15 protein-coding genes and 1 tRNA gene are annotated in these 16,099 nt (G+C 64.1%); 8 read left to right on the top strand and 8 right to left on the bottom strand.

Annotated elements, in window-relative coordinates:
• The first annotated feature begins 99 nt into the window (after positions 1-99).
• Positions 100-1,476 (top strand): tyrosine-type recombinase/integrase, encoded by a 1,377-nt coding sequence (locus U5919_RS04490; protein WP_336022433.1) that lies wholly within the window; start codon positions 100-102, stop codon positions 1,474-1,476.
• Here U5919_RS04490 and U5919_RS04485 read toward each other — a convergent pair whose 3' ends face one another.
• The 6 genes from U5919_RS04485 to thyA form a co-directional block, all read right to left on the bottom strand.
• Complete coding sequence (locus U5919_RS04485) at positions 1,477-2,604, bottom strand: tyrosine-type recombinase/integrase (RefSeq protein WP_336022432.1); 1,128 nt, start codon at positions 2,602-2,604, stop codon at positions 1,477-1,479.
• A 221-nt stretch (positions 2,605-2,825) separates the two neighbouring features.
• Positions 2,826-2,900, bottom strand: a tRNA-Glu gene (locus U5919_RS04480).
• 110 nt (positions 2,901-3,010) lie between these two features.
• Entirely contained in the window at positions 3,011-3,757 is a 747-nt protein-coding gene (psmA, locus tag U5919_RS04475; RefSeq protein WP_336022430.1) for an archaeal proteasome endopeptidase complex subunit alpha, read from the bottom strand.
• 107 nt (positions 3,758-3,864) lie between these two features.
• Entirely contained in the window at positions 3,865-4,050 is a 186-nt protein-coding gene (locus tag U5919_RS04470; RefSeq protein WP_336022428.1) for an HVO_2922 family protein, read from the bottom strand.
• A 147-nt stretch (positions 4,051-4,197) separates the two neighbouring features.
• Positions 4,198-4,752 carry a dihydrofolate reductase gene (locus U5919_RS04465; protein WP_336022427.1) on the bottom strand — a complete coding sequence of 185 codons (555 nt, stop codon included), beginning with the start codon at positions 4,750-4,752 and terminating at the stop codon, positions 4,198-4,200.
• The gene (gene thyA, locus U5919_RS04460; RefSeq protein WP_336022425.1) at positions 4,752-5,750 is read right to left on the bottom strand and encodes a thymidylate synthase; all 999 of its coding nucleotides are present in this window, start codon (positions 5,748-5,750) and stop codon (positions 4,752-4,754) included. Before thyA ends, U5919_RS04465 begins: the two co-directional genes overlap by 1 nt.
• Before the next feature lie 129 nt (positions 5,751-5,879).
• On the opposite strand from thyA, the gene U5919_RS04455 reads away from it, so the two are divergent.
• The 3 genes from U5919_RS04455 (at position 5,880) to U5919_RS04445 (ending at position 9,073) form a co-directional block, all read left to right on the top strand.
• On the top strand, positions 5,880-7,127 hold the full coding sequence (locus U5919_RS04455) for a hypothetical protein (RefSeq protein WP_336022424.1): 1,248 nt from the start codon (positions 5,880-5,882) through the stop codon (positions 7,125-7,127).
• A 50-nt stretch (positions 7,128-7,177) separates the two neighbouring features.
• Complete coding sequence (locus U5919_RS04450; RefSeq protein ID WP_336022423.1) at positions 7,178-7,498, top strand: hypothetical protein; 321 nt, start codon at positions 7,178-7,180, stop codon at positions 7,496-7,498.
• Positions 7,499-7,600: 102 nt separating this feature from the next.
• A complete protein-coding gene (locus U5919_RS04445) occupies positions 7,601-9,073 on the top strand; it encodes an MFS transporter (protein WP_336022421.1) in 1,473 nt (490 codons plus the stop codon).
• An 86-nt stretch (positions 9,074-9,159) separates the two neighbouring features.
• On the opposite strand, the gene U5919_RS04440 is transcribed toward U5919_RS04445, so the two are convergent.
• Positions 9,160-9,576 carry a chemotaxis protein CheW gene (locus U5919_RS04440; protein ID WP_425604207.1) on the bottom strand — a complete coding sequence of 139 codons (417 nt, stop codon included), beginning with the start codon at positions 9,574-9,576 and terminating at the stop codon, positions 9,160-9,162.
• A gap of 283 nt (positions 9,577-9,859) precedes the next feature.
• Here U5919_RS04440 and cheB point away from each other — a divergent pair, with 283 nt between their 5' ends.
• The 4 genes from cheB to U5919_RS04420 are packed head-to-tail and all read left to right on the top strand — an operon-like array spanning position 9,860 to position 15,422.
• Positions 9,860-11,131, top strand: a complete 1,272-nt coding sequence (gene cheB, locus U5919_RS04435; RefSeq protein ID WP_336022418.1) for a chemotaxis-specific protein-glutamate methyltransferase CheB — start codon at positions 9,860-9,862, stop codon at positions 11,129-11,131.
• A 2-nt stretch (positions 11,132-11,133) separates the two neighbouring features.
• Positions 11,134-13,662 (top strand): chemotaxis protein CheW, encoded by a 2,529-nt coding sequence (locus tag U5919_RS04430; protein WP_336022417.1) that lies wholly within the window; start codon positions 11,134-11,136, stop codon positions 13,660-13,662.
• A complete protein-coding gene (locus U5919_RS04425) occupies positions 13,662-14,528 on the top strand; it encodes a CheR family methyltransferase (RefSeq protein ID WP_336022416.1) in 867 nt (288 codons plus the stop codon). The genes U5919_RS04430 and U5919_RS04425 overlap by 1 nt, the downstream gene beginning before the upstream one ends.
• A 6-nt stretch (positions 14,529-14,534) precedes the next feature.
• Positions 14,535-15,422, top strand: coding sequence for a CheF family chemotaxis protein (locus U5919_RS04420; protein WP_336022415.1), 888 nt, complete (start codon positions 14,535-14,537; stop codon positions 15,420-15,422).
• 43 nt (positions 15,423-15,465) lie between these two features.
• Here U5919_RS04420 and U5919_RS04415 read toward each other — a convergent pair whose 3' ends face one another.
• The gene (locus U5919_RS04415) at positions 15,466-15,897 is read right to left on the bottom strand and encodes a hypothetical protein (protein WP_336022414.1); all 432 of its coding nucleotides are present in this window, start codon (positions 15,895-15,897) and stop codon (positions 15,466-15,468) included.
• Positions 15,898-16,099: the final 202 nt, after the last annotated feature.

Genomic DNA, 16,099 nt, shown 5'->3' with positions numbered 1-16,099 from the left:
TTTTCCCCTGCATTCTCGTTATTTCTTGGTCCTATTCCCGCTTGAATTGGCTATACACCTAACCCTTTAAATACAGTAGATAATACCGGGGGTGCGGAGATGACACGAAATACCAGCGAAGACGGCGACAGTATCGAAGAAAAGCAGATCTCCAAGCAACTATCGGAGATGCTTGAGGAACAACAGGCCCCCGTTCAAGAGGAGTATCAAGCGTTTTACGAGTGGATGCTGGAGCGTGGCAAAGATCACCTGATGTACGAAGGTTTGGCAGATTCGACTGCAGACAAATACTTTCGACGGTTGGACCAACTACACCGTGAGGCGATCTCGCTGTTGGAGACGTCGGACGTTACAACAATCACTCCGGACCAAGGCGAAGAGTTACTGCTTCTTCTCGCTAAAAACACGATCACAAAGCGAACTGACGAGGCGTTTTCGAAGTCGTCAAAGCGGAAGTTCTCTAACACGTTAGAAAAGTACTTTGAGTGGCAGTACCACACAGACAGATTGGAATACGAGTGGAAATCACGAATTCGCTTTTCCGACGGTAATCACACCTCAGCAGCCGAATTCTCATACGAAGAGATGGGGCGACTATTCGAGGTTGCGGAGTCGTACAAAAAGCTCCCCTCATATTACGAGACCTCACCTGAGGAACGGGATCGAATTAATGGTCTCGTCGCCCAGCGACTCAGTAAACCAAAAGAAAACGTAAACCGGGACGACTGGCGAAAAGCGGACCACAGCTCAAAGATCTGGTCCCTTGTGTCAGTCGGCTACGATGCTGGACTCACCCCAATAGAAATCCAGCGAGCGAAAGTCAGTTGGTACAAACCGGATCAACAGATGTTGGTGATTCCGACAGATGCGGCCTCTAAGCAGCGCGAAAAGGAGAAGGTCTCTCTGTCGGATGACTCCTGTGAAGCGCTGAGCAGGTGGATCCGAGAACGACGGCATCTCGAAAAATATGACGGAACGAATTCCCTATGGCTCAATCAGGTAGGCAATCCATATCGTTCCAGCAGCCTCTGTAACCTCATCCGAAGGCTGTGCGAGGAAGCTGGGATCACATCCGAGAACAGACCGATACGGTGGTACAGTCTTCGACACTCGGTCGGCCGGCAAATGAAGTCGGACGGCTCACTTGTGCAGACCAACGACCAACTTCGGCACGACACTCTGGAGACGACACAAACGACGTACGGAAATTCGGCGGTCGAAGAGCGATGCGAGACACTCAATAAGAGCCGCTCGAAGGCCAAACGGGCGGCAAACGACCCGGACTACGAACCGTACAGCGGCGTTGATCTCCAGACAGAGTTCGGGAAGGTCGAAGAGACGGGTCCCGAGGATGCGATCACTCCAAGGGACGACGGTTCGATCCACATCAACGCTATCATCGAGAACACGACAGAGAACCGGGTTCGGGTGAGTCGACAACTCCTCTCCGATGAGGAGTCGTCGAGTTCGTCCTGATCAACCCATCCGGTCTAACGCGTTTCGACGGTCCTCGACCGGCGTTTGATCGTACTTCATTGTGGTTTCCGGGCTGAGATGTCGTAACTGTGTCTGTGCTGCAGCGAGATCCTCTTCACGAGTCATATACGTGCCCGTGGAGTGACGAATCGTATACCAGCTCATCGTCCGATTTTCAGTCGAAATCTCCGCAATATCGCATAGCTTCTGCAGGATATAACGGAGTGCTTTGGACCCATACGGATTCGCTTCGCGGGTAAGCCACAACGCATCCGTGCCATCGTACTTGTCGTTCGCGTGCCGCTGTGACAACCAATACTCAAGCATTTCCGCGGTCCGATCCTGAAGACCGACGATCCAGTTTTCCTCGTTCTTTGAACTTTCTTCACGAGGGATCCGGAGTACGCTATTCTCCACGTCTACCCACGACACAGTTGCACGTTCAACTTCGATAGGCCGGAGTCCTGCATCGAGACTGGTCCAGACGAGCGTCGGAATTTTCCAGCTGTTCGCCCGCTCCCAATCTTCCCGTGATATATTAGATTTCGGCTTCTCAAACCGCTGTGCAAGGTACGCCTTCCACCGCTCCCGTTCATCTCCGTACACGTCATCGAAATTGGGTACACTCCCGTGTTCCAGCGCGGCCTCGCGGATCTTGGTTCGTTCTTCTTGGGTCAGGTAATCGCGTGGGGTGGTCGATTGATTAGACCGCGTGAACGTGATCTTGGGCGACCACTCGTCTCCACCGCGCTGATGGGCACGCCACTTGTACAGCATCATTATCGCCTTCCGACAGGCGGACTTGTGGGCATTCGAGTACTCTTCGCGGGCGAGATAGTTCAGATATGCATCCGCATGATCGGTCGTGATCGAGGACGTGTATCGGTCTTCTTGTTCCCAGACGAACCGATAGAACTGGTCGATTCGGCTGGCGCGATTCTTGACCGTCAGGTACGCATAGCCGTCGGCGTGACTGGGATCTTTGCCGAAGGTCAGTAACCATTCGAGACACTGTTCCCGTTCAGTCCGGTAATCGACTCGTTGGCGCTCGTTGAGAAGTTTCTCCGACGGTTCAGGCACGATAGCGATGCCTTCGAGGGGGTTGGTTGCCTTCTTCGAGTCTTTCATTGCCTGCCACCTCGGATCATACCCGCTTCCTTGCTCCCCCTATTTTCAGAACCGCAAGACAGCGGTCGATTTCCCCGCTTGAAATTACATGCCCGTGATTTCAGCGGAATCGCAAGACGGCGGCGGGGTCGATGCACTTCTTGAGTCGGATTGCCCAATGGCATTGGTGAATATACTCCTGATTCACTGGTCAAAACCACCGGACAGCGGCGGGAAAAGGATGCTCCGTCAGGGATTCGAACCCTGGTCCTTGCCGTGAGAGGGCAAGATGATTGGCCGGACTACACCAACGGAGCGGTGCGACACCTTTCGATATCGCCGGGATGTGTAAAACGGTTCCGTTTTGCCCCCGCTGTGCGGTGGTGTGGCGTACGCGACGGGGACGGTGATCGAACAGCGTCAGCCGCTATTCGTCGTCTTCGTCGGTCGGTTCTTGGTGTTCGTCGAGCACCGATTGGATCTCGTCCTCGGAGACCGTTCGATATCCGTCGGCGGTGATCGTCGCGATCGTCACATTGCCCGCATCAAGTTCGTCATCGCCACTCAGGAGCGCTCGAACGGCGATTTCGACGCCCTCGTCGATCGTGAGCGACTCCGACCAAGTGTCTTCGAGGAACTCTTGAATGTCGTCACGACCGGAACCGATTGCGACGGCTCGCCACTCCTGCGGCGCGCCGGAGGGGTCAGTCTGGTAGAGTCGCGGGCGCGCGTCGAGGCCCTCGCCGTCCATTCCGGCGATCAGAAGCGCCGCCCCGAACGGCCGTGTGCCACCGTACTGGGTCGTCTCTTGGATCTCATCGGAGAGGGTCTTCGTGAGCGTCTCGACGCCGAGGGGCTCGCCGTACCGCAGGCGGTTGCGCTGGGCCGCCGTCCGAGCGTCGTCGATCAATCGACGGGCGTCGGCGACGTGACCGGCAGACGCAGCTCCCAAGAAGTCGTCGAGCTTGTGTAGTTTCTCGATGCTCTCGCCCTCCATCAGCGAGGAACTCGTTCGGCGCTGGGCGGCGATTACGACGCCCTCGGTCGTTCGGATCCCGAGACTCGGCGCGCCGCGTTTGACCGCCTCGCGCGCGTACTCGACCTGATAGATGCGTCCGTCCGGAGAGAAAAGCGACGTCCCCCGGTCGTACGCCTGCTGGTCGTTTCGGTTCATCTGCTCTCACTCGGAGCCGTGGACGGATAAAGTCACCACCGCCACGGGATTTTACCGGCTCTGTCGATGCACCGGCGCGCGAGACCTCGCTTAACCCGATCAACCACTCAGGAATCCACCTCGACGACGTCTGCTTCCGACGCGTTCTGTTTGACGCTCTCGGCCCCCTGCTTCGCTTTTTGTTTTGTGGCGTACCCCTCGCCGCTGTCGGCGATGATGTTCCCGTTCGAGTGAACGAGTCGCCAACGGTACTGTCCTGCGCTGTCCTCGAATAGTTCGAACGTCGCACTCATACGGAGAGACGTTTGTTAGCATATTGTAAAAATATGTACCCCACTCGACACTGATGCGGGATCGGGAGTCGTTCGGAAGCAACACCGTGTATCGCAGCAGTGGGCTCCGTCCACAGCAGTCGAGCCCGTACAACAGTCGCTCCGAAGTCAGCAGTCGATCCGTTCGTACGTGACGAAGTCGAACTCGGCGTGCGGTTCCCGCTCGGTTTCGACCCATTCGTCCTCGTCCCAGTCCGGAAAGTAGGTGTCGCCGTCGTAGGTCCCGTGGATCTCCGTGAGGATCAGGCGATCCGCGTGTGGGAGAAACTGCTCGTAGACGCGGCCGCCGCCGGCGACGTAGGCCGTCTCGACGCCCCGTTCCGCGGCGTCGGCGGCGGCCCGATCGATCGCCTCCTCGACGGAGTTCGCGAGCACCGCTCCCGGGGGGAGATCGAGCGACTGCGACGTGAGCACGACACTCGTTCGGTCCGGGAACGGCTCGCCGAGCGCGTCGACGACCGCCTCGTAGGTCTTGCGCCCGACGATCACCGGGTGACCCGTCGTCGTCCGCTTGAAATGTTTGAGGTCCTCGCCGAAGTGCCACGGCATCCCGCCGTCGTGACCGATGACGCGGCTCTCGCCGACTGCGGCGATCAGTACGAGTTCAAGGTCGGTGTCGGTGCCACTCCCGCGGTCCCCCCGGTTTGGAGCGCGTTCGGTCATCACTCGGCCACCGCGAAGTCGATCCCCGGCGCGGGGTCGTATCCGGACAGTTCGATGTCGTCGTAGGTGAGTTCGTCGAGCGGGACGTCGGCGACGTCGATCGACGGGCGGTCGCGCGGCTCGCGAGCGCACTGTTCGAGCAGTCCCGGGACGTGGTCGTAGCGTTCCTCGCCGTCGGCTTCCGGCGGCGCGCTCTCGACGAGCCACTCGCGGACGTCGCGGTACCCCGCCCGATCGTCGACGGCGGCGAGGCGCGACTGCAGTTCGTCGAGATTGTCGGCGTACCACGCGCCGCGGTCGCCCGCGCCGCAGTAGACGTGGGCGTCGACGACGCTGTGGGCGAACTCACCGAGCTCGAATCCGGTCCGCTGGGCGAGCGCGGTCGCCAAGAGGGAGTACGCCGCGATGTTGAACGGGATGCCGAGCGCGACGTCCCCGGAGCGCTGATGCAGGTGCACGTTCAGGCGGTCGCCCTGTACGTTGCAGACGAACGTGTAGTGACACGGGGGGAGCGTCGAGACCGCGGCGTTGGCGGGGTGCCACGCGTTGATGACGATTCGACGGGAGTTGGGGTTCTCCCGGAGCATATCCAGCGCGTACGCGATCTGATCGAACGTCCCCTCGTCGTTCATCCAGCGGTGGTCGTCCTCGGGCCACGACTCGCCGGGCAGCCCCTCCTCGGGGACCGGAAAGCGTCGCCAGAAGCGCCCGTAGGCGGTGTCGAGATTGCCTTCCTCGTCGGCCCACGCATCCCAGATTCCCGTCTCCTCGCGGAGCGTCCGGATGTGTTCCTCGCCCGAGAGGTACCAGACGAACTCGTGGATCAGCGAGTTCCAGCGCGCTCCCGAGAGATCCTTCGTCGTGAGCAGCGGAAAGCCCGCAGAAAGGTCCACGCGGTAGTGGCGGCTGAACGCCGAAATCGTGTCGACTCCCGTTCGGTTCGGTTTGTACCCCCCCTCTTCGAGGACGTCGGTGACGAGATCGAGATACTGGCGCATAGTGGTCGGGTTGCTGTACTCTGTTGCGCGTGCAGTCTTGATTGTTCGGGTCCGTACGCGCGTCTCTGATTAGTGCGGACTGCCGCCGCGTCCGAACGGCTAAGTCGCCCCGTGGTGAACGCCCGGTCGATGACGACGCTCGCCGAACCGGTGGTGCTCGCCGCCGCGAAGGACGCGCTCTATCCCGACCTCTCGGATCGGTCCGACCAGTACGCCGTTACGGAGTCGCAGTTCACGGTCGACTCGTGGGGCGAGTGGTCGATTCCCGACGAGATCCGCGAGCGGCTCCGGCCGTTCAACTCGATCCGCTTGGCCTCGGGCGAACCGGACCTCCTCGGTGTGGGACTGCCGTCCGGGGAGGTGCTTGACGGGGAGGCGGCCCGCAGCCCAGTCGTCGCCGTCGAGGCGAAGGGACATCGAGCGAACGCCGGGACCGTCGACGTCGCCCGCGGCATCGAGCAGGTCCACTCGCGGCTCTCGGAGGTGAACCTCGGCTACGTGGCCGTCCCGTCCGAGAGCGTCACCGAGACGTCGCGAGCGCTCGCTCGAAACTTGAACGTCGGGGTCGTCGGCGTCGAGAGCGGTGACGCCGCGTCGGTGCTCGAACCGCCGCGCGTGACCGGTGCGGGTGAGTTCTCCACGGGCGTCGAGGCGATCCGCTTTCAGGCGCGCACCCACCGCCTGAACGCCGGGAGCTTCCCGGTCAATCACCCGAAGAACTACCTCGGCTACGCCCTAGCGCTCGCTGCCGACGCCGACACGGACGAGACGTACGCCGACCACGTCATCCGTCTCGTCGACGACGGCCGCCGAGGGGCGATCCTCCTCGGCCTCGTGGACTCGCGCGGCGTCGAGCGACTCACCCACCTCGGGCGGGAGGTCGTCCGCTTCGCGCGTTCGGAGTACGGGAGCGTCGAATCGGCCCTCGAGCGATTCGACGAGTGGACGGGCAAGCAGACGCGATTCACGGAACTCGCGCCGCGCTGGGCGCAACTCGCCCGCGGCGTGACGATGCAGTACGAGCCGACGACGCTCGTCGTCGACGCGCTCGAAAACCTCCACCACGGCGGTGTCTGCCCGGCGAGACTCCCGGAGGTGGCCGAAGCCGCGTGTGCGATCAACCGGCCGCTGGCCGTCGAGGTGTTCTTCACTGAGCGCGAACGCGACGCCGTGCTGCGGAGCGACGGGACGCTGGATACGACCGCCCTCGATGATCCGACGGTGTACAAATCGGGCGTTCACTTCCAATACAAGGCGCAGCTCTACCACGTCGGGGTCCTGACATCACGCGGAACCGACGAGAAAGCGGCCGCGCTCGAAGACCCGTGGAAGCTCGAACAGCCCGCCGGTGCCTACAGGCGGGTTCGGCAGAACTGACACGCCGGTCCTCCGAACGTTTTTATTCGAGAGCGCTACCAGACGGGCCGATGGAGCGAGCGTTCCGCGTCACGGCCGACGGACAGTCGTTCACGATCACCGACGTCGAACGGGAGGATTGGACGGATATGCGCGACCCCTGCCCGGCGTGCGGCGGTCGCGCGTTCGATCACGTCTCGACGTCCGGCGGGCGCTACGAATCGGGCGAGACCGCCGTCGTGAGGCGCGCGGACCGCTGGACCGCTGAACGGTCGCTCTTCACGGGCTGCCGACGCTGTGGGGCGGTGCTGGATAAACACCCCGCCTTCGACCTCCTGTTCGACCGCGGCGGGGACGACGAGGGGGGAGCGACCCCGGATCGATTGTACTGACTGTGTTCGGAGTGGTTCCGCGCTCCGATCGACCGCCACGCGATCGGGGTCGGTCGGTGCCGACCGACAACAACTATAGGCCGGCCCGCCCTTCCGCCGGACGTGAGCGAACGCGGGGCTGAATCCGGTGACGCAACCACGGCGGAACCGACACCGGCGGGGGCTGCTGACGGAGGCATCGACGGCAACGGTGACGGCGATGGCGATGTCGGTGGCAGCGGTGGCGATGTCGGTGGCAGCGATGGCGACGCACACAGAACGGACGGCTGGCTCTACGGGTGGGCGATGGGTTACGCGGCCGTCGGTGCCGCGTCGCTTCTGGTGCCGCTCTACGCGATCGATCTCGGGGCCGGCGCGCTCGTCGTCAGTCTCATCGCCGCGACGGCCGCGTTCGCGGGCGTCCCCGGCGCGATTCTCTGGGGTCGACTCGTCACGCGAGCGCGACGTCGGCGGCCGTTCGTCGTCGTCGCGCTCGGGCTCTCGGCGGCCGTCTTTCTCGGGCTTCCGTTCCTCTCGTCGCCGTGGACGGTACTCGTCGCCAACGCGGCGCTGTGGTTCGTCGTTGCCGCCGCCGCACCCGTCTTGAACGTCATCGTCGTGGAGGGTTACGAACCGTCGACGTGGCCGCGGCGGTTCGGTCGCTTGAACCACTTTCAGGGGTACGGCTGGCTGGTCGGACTCGTCGTCGGTGGCGCGTGGTCGACAGTCGTCGGAGCGCGATTCGCCCTCCCGGCGCTCGCGTCGAAGCGCCTGTTTTTCGTCGCCAGTGCGGTCGTCACACTCGGCGGCGTCGCGGTCGTCTTGCTCCGGTACCCCGAGCCGACGCAGATCTCCGAGCAGCGGTTTCGGCGACTCGCCAGACGGTTCCCCTTTACCAACGGGATGGCGACCCGCGCCACGTGGGCCGTCCCGTTCGGTCCCGGACGAATGTACTGGGCGCTCCGGGAGATCGCGCGCGGGCTAACCGGCCAGCGGAAGCCGACCGCGGGCGTGCTTTCACGCCTGCGAGACAGGTTCTCCGGAACGCTGCTCCGCTATCTCCTCGCGGCGACCGTCTTCTTCGCCGGGTTTTCGGCGTTCTTCGGTCCGCTTCCGGCGTATCTCGTCGACGCGGGCTACGCGACCGACGAGGTGTTCGCGCTGTTCATCGCGAGTGCGGCGGCCTCGGCGGCGACGTACGCGGCCGCGGGGACGGCGGCGACGACCTACGACCCGTTCCGACTCCAAGCCGGCGCGCTGTTGTTTCGCGCGGGCGCGTTCCCGGTCGTCGCCGTCACCGGTGCGGCCGTCGCACCGCCGGCGGGCCTGCTCGTCGTCGTCGCGCTCTTTCTCGCGATCGGGGGCTCGTGGGCGGTCATCGCAGTCACCGCCACCGGGCTCGTCTCCCGACTCGCGCCCGCGTCGGCCCGCGCGGAAGCGCTCGGGATGTACACGGCGATCGGCAGCCTCGGCGGCGGTATCGGCAGCGTCGTCGGCGGCGCGATCGCCGACGGATTCGGCTACCTCCCGGCATTCGTCGTTGCCGGTGGCTGCGTCGTCGTCGGAGTGTTGATCGTCCTCGGGACGGCTCGGTGATGACGTGCAGAACAGTCCAGTGGTGAGAGAATCGGGTCCGTCGACGAGACGCCGTTCACTGTCTGAGAGACGCCGTCCCCCGTCGACTACGCGCCTTCCGAGGTCGCGGTTTTCGTCGGTGAGATCCACACGACGAGGTCGTCGTCGCGGCGGACGATCCCCTCGATGAAGTCGCCGTGTTCCATCGGCGGCTCCTCGACATCGTCCATCGAAACGCGGATCACTTGGTCGACCTCGTCGACGAGCCAACCGACCGCGGCCGCGTCGGCGAACTGTTTCGCATCGAAGATGACGATCCGGCTCGCCTCGCTGGTATTATCGACGTTCAACAGGGTTTTCGGGTTGACGATCGAGGTGGTTCTCCCCCGGAGGTCCATCACGCCTTCGACGTACGGGGGTGCGTTCGGAACCGACGTGAGCGACCCGCGGTCGACGATCTCGGAGACGTAGTCGATGTCGACGCAGTACGTTTCCTCTCCCAGCTCGAATTCGAGGACCTGCATCTGGCGGGCGGTGGCGTCGTCGTCTGTGGCGGCCGAGTCGGATTGGCCCGCCGCCACGGTTTGATTCTGCGCCATAGTGGTGTCGCCGGCGACCTCCCGCGGCCGCCGGTGTTGTCTGTTCAGCCGGACAGATCGACAATAAATGTACTCACGCTATTATCACGGCTGATTTTCGCCGGCGAGCGCTTAAGTCCCCTAGACTGGATGGTCGGATAGAGATGCGTGGGTGCGAATGCGTCGCCGAGGACGCGGACCGCGGCGACCAAGACGGGGGCGACGGGCGATGAGCGCGGCCTCTGGGTCCGGGGAGAGCGACGGATCCACGCGGGCGGTCGTCGTCGACGACTCACGGTTTATGCGGACGCTGATTCGGAACCTCCTCGAAGACGGCGGCGTCGACGTCATCGGCGAGGCGAAAAACGGGTCCGAGGCGGTCGAAGCGGTCTGCGAACGCGACCCGGACGTCGTCACGATGGACATCGAGATGCCGTCGATGAACGGCCTCGAAGCGGTCGACGCGATTATGCGCGAACATCCGACGCCCGTTCTGATGCTGTCGGCTCACACCGAGGAAGACGCCGACGTGACCTTCGAGGCGCTGGACCGCGGCGCGGTCGACTTCGTCACCAAGCCCGGCGGCGAGGTCACCTCGTCGATGCCCCGCGTGAAGCAGGAACTCGTCGAGAAGGTCGAATCCGCCGCCCGCGTCGACCTCTCTGCGGACGCTCGCGCCGCCGCGCCCCATCGATCGTCCGCGTCGGCCGACGCACGCGCTGGATCGGTCGGAACCGCCGAACCCGGCGGCGCGTCGTCCGCCGGGGCGCGGTCATCGACCGGTGCGCGATCGACGAGAGACGCAGAGCGGTCCCCTCCGACGAACGGATCGACGACCGCGCGTGAAGCCACAACGGCTTCGGCGGCCGATCGAGAGCCGACTCCGACCTCCACTCGCGACTCGAAACGGTGCTATCCGGACGTCGGGACGCTCGTCGTCGGCGCGTCGACCGGCGGGCCGAACGTCGTCGAACGCGTCGTTTCCGAGCTGCCGAGAGCGGCGAACCTCCGCGTTCTCGTCGTCCAGCACATGCCCGAGGGGTTCACGGAGCGGTTCGCGGCCAGACTCGACGAGCGGTCGGCGTACGCCGTCCGGGAGGCGGCATCCGGTGAACAGATCGAGGCCGGCGAGGCGCGCGTCGCTCCGGGCGGCAAGCACCTCCTCACCACGAGTGACAGGAACGGGCGGCTCAAGCTCGAACTGACCGAGACCGAGCAGATCCACGGCGTCCGTCCCGCCATCGATCTGACGATGGCGTCGACCGTCGAGACAGTCGACGGCCCGCTGTGCGGCGTCCTCCTCACCGGGATGGGCCGCGACGGCGTCGACGGAATGCGCCGGATCGCTCGCAGCGGTGGGTACACCGTCGCACAGGACGAGACGACCTCGGCGATCTTCGGAATGCCGCGACGAGCCATCGAGACCGGCTGCGTCGACGTCGTCGCGGCCGCCGGAGACGTCGCACCGAGCGCGCTGGAGTTCTTCGCGGAGGAGGAGTGAGTATGGACGACGAACTATACCAGGAATTCATCACCGAGTCCGAAGAGAGCATCACCCAGTTGAACAACTCCCTTCTGGATCTGGAGGCGAACCCCGAGGACGCGGAGGCGATCGACGACATCTTCCGACAGGCACACACCCTGAAGGGGAACTTCGGCGCGATGGGGTTCGACAACGCCGCGACCGTCGCGCACGCCGTCGAAGACCTACTCGATGCGGTCCGGAACGACGAGATCGAGGTCACGACCGAGCGGATGGATCTGGTCTTCGACGGGATGGACGAGATTCTGGACATCCTCCGCGAGATCGAATCCCACGGCGAGTCCCGTCGCGACCCGAGCGATCTCGTCGAGTCGCTTCGCGCGGCCGCAGAACCTGAAACCGCAACGGGGTCGGTCGAAGCGGAACGAGGCGGCTCGGCCGAGTCGGCCGAGACGGACGCGTCCGCCAGCGACGACTCGACTTCCACGTCGACGGGTTCGGCCTCCACGTCGGCGGAGCCGAGCAACCACGAGGCGCTGGATCGGGCGACTGACGTCCTCGACGCCGACGATCCCGCACTCGCGAACGCGAGCCACCTCTATCACGCCCGCATCGAACTCGACGCGGGGGATATGAAGGGGGTCGACGGCGGGCTGTTCGTCAGCGGCCTCCCCGACGATCTCGCGGTCGTCGGCGCGGAGCCGAACCTGAACTGCATCGCCGAGGGCGACTTCGAGGGTGACTTCGTCATCTTCGTCGCCGACGCCTCCCGCGCGGAGCTCGAATCGACGCTCGAAGACATCTGGAAGGTGAACTCGGTCGCGCTGACCGACGTCGGGGCGTTCCTCGACGAGGCCAACGACGTCACGGGCGCGGCGGGTACGGGGGCCATCGAGAGCCACGGGGACGGTGGCGGTGTTGAGGGCCACGGGGACGCCGTGGACGATGGCGGTGACGAGGGCCACGGAGATGCCGCGGCCGGCGAAGAGGTCGACGAAGTATCCGCCGCCGCGGCCGTCGACGCCGTCGTCGAGGCGTACACGTCGACGGGCGACGCGGATGACGGCGCGGCAGCAGGTTCCGGTGTCGACGACGCGGAAGGCGAAGCCGTCGCGGACGTACGCACCGACGAGTCCGCTGTCGGCGCTAACGAGTCGGACGAAGCCGTTGCAGGCGAACACGGAAACGGAGCCGACGACACCGAAGGCACAGCGGAAAGCGATCCCGAGGACGTCCGAGAAAGCAATTCAGTGGACACAGCGGAGGGCGAAACTGAGGGATCGGACGCCGAAGCGGGAGGGCGAGACGAGGGCGACGAGGGGACGCCCTCGATCTCGGAAGTGAAGTCGGTCCGGGTCGACGTCGACCAGCTCGACGAGCTCCACAGCCTCGTCGAGCAGCTCGTCACCAGCCGGATCAAGCTCCGGCAGGCGATGGACACGGACGAAACCGCCGGGAAAGACACCATCGACGAGTTGGACAAGATCTCCTCGAATCTCCAAGACACGGTGATGGACATGCGGCTGATCCCGCTGAAGAAGGTCTTCGATAAGTTCCCGCGGCTCGTTCGCGACCTCGCGCGAGAGGAGGACAAGAAAGTCCGCTTCTCCGTCGAGGGACAGGACATCGAACTCGACCGGACGATCCTCGATGAGATCTCCGATCCGCTGATGCACGTGCTCCGAAACGCGGTCGATCACGGGATCGAATCGCCGGACGAACGGGTCGCGGCGGGGAAGTCCCGAACGGGGTCGATCGAGTTGCGCGCCGAGCGCGAACACGACACCGTCGTCATCACCGTCGAGGACGACGGCGGCGGCATCGACGCCGACGCGATCAGGGAGAAAGCGGCCGAGAACGGCATCCGCTCGCGCGAGGAGTTGGCCGAACTCCCGGACGAGGAGGTGTACGACTTCGTCTTCCATCCGGGCTTTTCGACCAACGACGAAATCACCGACGTCAGCGGTCGCGGCGTCGGAATGGACGTCGTCAAGACCACCGTCGAATCGCTCGACGGTTCCGTGAACGTCGACAGCACGCTCGGAGAGGGCACGTCGATCTCGATTCGACTCCCCGTGACGGTCGCGATCATCAAGGTGCTCTTCGTCCGGATCGACGACCGGGAGTTCGGCGTGCCGATCAAGTACATCGACGAGATCTCCCGCCAGCAGCGGATCCAGCGCGTCGACGGCGCGGAGGTCGTCGTCCACGAAGACCACATCTTCCCGCTCATCCGCCTGCGCGAGGCGCTGTCGCTCGAATCGGAATCGAAAGACGGCGGAATGATCGTCCGCGTCCGCCCCGCGGATCGACAGGTGGCGCTCCGGTGCGACGGCGTCGCCAGACAGGAAGAAGTCGTCGTCACACCGCTTCAGGGGCCGCTCAAGGGGACCGAGGGGCTGTCGGGAACCGCCGTCGTCGGCGACGGGAACGTCGTGCCGATCCTCGATATCAACTCTCTCTCCATCCCCGAACGCGGAAAGCAGGCTCGGAGACAGTGGATCCCGCCGGAAGACGAAAACGTCGAAGCCGAGGGGGCCGCCGACTGATGGGCCTCGGTGAGGAGACCGGCGACGCGGACACCGAGACGTTCGAGGAGCTACTCGAGTACATCGAGTCCTCGCTGTCGTTTGCAACCAGTTCGTACAACCGGTCGTACTTGGACAGGCGGGTCTCCGCGCGGATGCGACGTCGGCACGTCGACGAGTACGACGCCTACTTGGTGCTCCTGCGGGACGACGAAGACGAACAGGAGGCGCTCTTGAACGCGCTCAGCGTCAACGTCACGAGCTTCTTCCGCAACCCCGAGGTCTGGGACGGTCTCAGGGAACTGCTGGCCGATCTCAGCGACTCCGGTTCCGGTCGCGATCGGATCCGAATATGGAGTGCCGCCTGTTCGGACGGTCGCGAGGCGTACTCGGCGGCGATGCTCGCTCTCGACGACGATCGGATCGATCACAGGCGCGTCGAAATCCTCGGAACGGACATCAAACCGGAGATTCTCCGTGCGGCCCGCCGCGGCGAGTATCACGCCTCGGAGACGAACGATCTCGAAGAGCAGCTCGAACCGCTGACGCACAGCGATCGGTACGTCGACCGCGACGGCGACACGTACCGCGTCACCGACGAGGTGCGGGACCTCGTCTCGTTCCGACGCCACGATCTGGTGCAGGAGGAACCGCCGGACACGTTCGATCTCGTCATCTGCCGGAACCTGTTTATTTACATCAACAAGGAGGCCAAGGAGGCAATCTTCGAGACGCTCGGCTCCGCCGTCAGATCCGGTGGATACCTGACGATCGGGATGACCGAGACCGTGCCGTCGTCCTGCCGCGACCGCTTCGAGGCGGTCGAAAAGCGGCTCAGAATCTACCGCGACACGGGAGCGAAACAGCCGTCAGCACTGCGGAGGTGAGCAGACGTGGAACCCGATGAGACGAAGGTCGAAGACACGCGCGGTCGCTTCTTGCAGGCGCTCAGAAACGGTCGCGAGCGCAACGACGCGGCGTGGACGAACGGCCGGATTCTGCTCTCGAATCGACGGATCGTCTTGGCCGGAACCGGCGGCAAGCGCACCTTTTTACTGAGCGACGTCGACCAAGTCGGCGGTCGATTCGACGTGAACCAGCGCGTCGCGACGGTTTCGGACTACATCGCTCTCCAGTTCGACGACGGTGAGGACGTGGTCCTCGTCGCGCCCGCGGAGTTCGAGGAGTTCAAGATGAAGATCTACGATACCTTGCTCTCCTCGACGCAGTTTCTCGTCCGTCACCCGGCGGTCGAGGGCGGCGTCGTCCAGAACACCGAGTGGGTCGGCGCGCGGCTCAAAGTGGAGGAGAACGCGGAGGTGGTCAGCATCGCGACCGTCACGGGTCGGTTCGTCGAGATCCCGCTGGACGACATCGGCGACATCGAGATCGGACACCGGACGGTCAGAGAAGAGCAGCGGAAGGTCATCGAGGTCGAACACTCCGACGACTCGACGAGCGTGCAGACGTACGTGTCGGGACCCGAGCGACACGTGGTGATCCTAGGATCGCTGCTTCGGATCGGCGAAGAGCAGACCGAAACGTCGTTAGACCTCTCTACGCAGGACAAACAGGTGTTGATGGCGCTGTACTCCGGCGTCTCGCCGTTCGACATCCCCGCGTTTCTCGGCATCGACGTCGAGCAGGTCGAAGAGCTGTTCGTCCGCCTCATCGACCACGACGTCTTAGACGAGGTCCGCATCCGCCACGAGGTCGAGTTGAACGCGCGAGGCCGGTCGATCGCCGCCGACGCGATCGACGAACAGAGCGCGGAGATGTGAGTCGATCTCCTCCGATCGATGGACGTCTCCTCTGATCGATCACTCACCCGCGCGCGATCGACAGGATCTCCGTTCGCGCGTCCGCTGCACAGTCCCGTCCCCCGCGCCCGAAGTGCAGCGTGTTCTCGTTCACCGGATCGCTGAGTAGCCCGCCTTCGTCGACAGCGACGCCCACCTGTTCGATCTGTATGTATCCGATCGTGATCCCCTTCGAGAGGTCGACGCCGCTGATCTCGGCGGCGGGAATCGTCTTGTCGGCGAACCGCGAGCGAGCCACGCGTTCGATGACGACGCGGTCGTCGTAGACGCACAGCGTGCCGTCTTGAAACTCGCAGACCAGTCGGGCGTCCGAATGGCGCTCGTCCGGCTCCGCGCGTTCATTCGCGCTCTCTTCGTCGCCGTCGCCTCCCTCGGTGGAGTGACTCCCGTCGTCGTTCGTCTCAGCGCCGCGCCCACGCCACGGGAGTCTGACCATTGGAGAGATCTTGGCCCGGCGCTCGCAAAAGCGTTGGCCCGGCGGGCAGCCCGCTCTGCCGAGCGTTTATATACGATACCGGGACCAGAAGTCGCGTGCGCTGAGAGACGCCCCGCGCCGCTTCGCGGTTGCTCGGCACGGCGACGCGGGAACGAACGAGGACGGCGACGCTGAGACGGGTGCGTCGCCGTGATCCGACGCG

It is taken from the genome of Halobellus sp. LT62 (assembly GCF_037031285.1).
Lineage (GTDB): Archaea > Halobacteriota > Halobacteria > Halobacteriales > Haloferacaceae > Haloquadratum > Haloquadratum salinisoli.
Note: the sequence above shows the minus strand (reverse complement) of the source record. Positions and strands in the feature narration are given on the sequence as shown.

Bases quoted from the DNA above. Each gene is read 5' to 3' on its own strand.
- U5919_RS04440 (WP_425604207.1), bottom strand. From the start codon at position 9,576: ATGCAGGTCCTCGAATTCGAGCTGGGAGAGGAAACGTACTGCGTCGAC.
- psmA (WP_336022430.1), bottom strand. From the start codon at position 3,757: ATGAACCGAAACGACCAGCAGGCGTACGACCGGGGGACGTCGCTTTTC.
- U5919_RS04430 (WP_336022417.1), top strand. From the start codon at position 11,134: ATGGACGACGAACTATACCAGGAATTCATCACCGAGTCCGAAGAGAGC.
- U5919_RS04465 (WP_336022427.1), bottom strand. From the start codon at position 4,752: ATGACCGAACGCGCTCCAAACCGGGGGGACCGCGGGAGTGGCACCGAC.
- U5919_RS04490 (WP_336022433.1), top strand. From the start codon at position 100: ATGACACGAAATACCAGCGAAGACGGCGACAGTATCGAAGAAAAGCAG.
- U5919_RS04415 (WP_336022414.1), bottom strand. From the start codon at position 15,897: ATGGTCAGACTCCCGTGGCGTGGGCGCGGCGCTGAGACGAACGACGAC.
- cheB (WP_336022418.1), top strand. From the start codon at position 9,860: ATGAGCGCGGCCTCTGGGTCCGGGGAGAGCGACGGATCCACGCGGGCG.
- U5919_RS04455 (WP_336022424.1), top strand. From the start codon at position 5,880: ATGACGACGCTCGCCGAACCGGTGGTGCTCGCCGCCGCGAAGGACGCG.
- thyA (WP_336022425.1), bottom strand. From the start codon at position 5,750: ATGCGCCAGTATCTCGATCTCGTCACCGACGTCCTCGAAGAGGGGGGG.
- U5919_RS04485 (WP_336022432.1), bottom strand. From the start codon at position 2,604: ATGAAAGACTCGAAGAAGGCAACCAACCCCCTCGAAGGCATCGCTATC.
- U5919_RS04470 (WP_336022428.1), bottom strand. From the start codon at position 4,050: ATGAGTGCGACGTTCGAACTATTCGAGGACAGCGCAGGACAGTACCGT.
- U5919_RS04450 (WP_336022423.1), top strand. From the start codon at position 7,178: ATGGAGCGAGCGTTCCGCGTCACGGCCGACGGACAGTCGTTCACGATC.
- U5919_RS04425 (WP_336022416.1), top strand. From the start codon at position 13,662: ATGGGCCTCGGTGAGGAGACCGGCGACGCGGACACCGAGACGTTCGAG.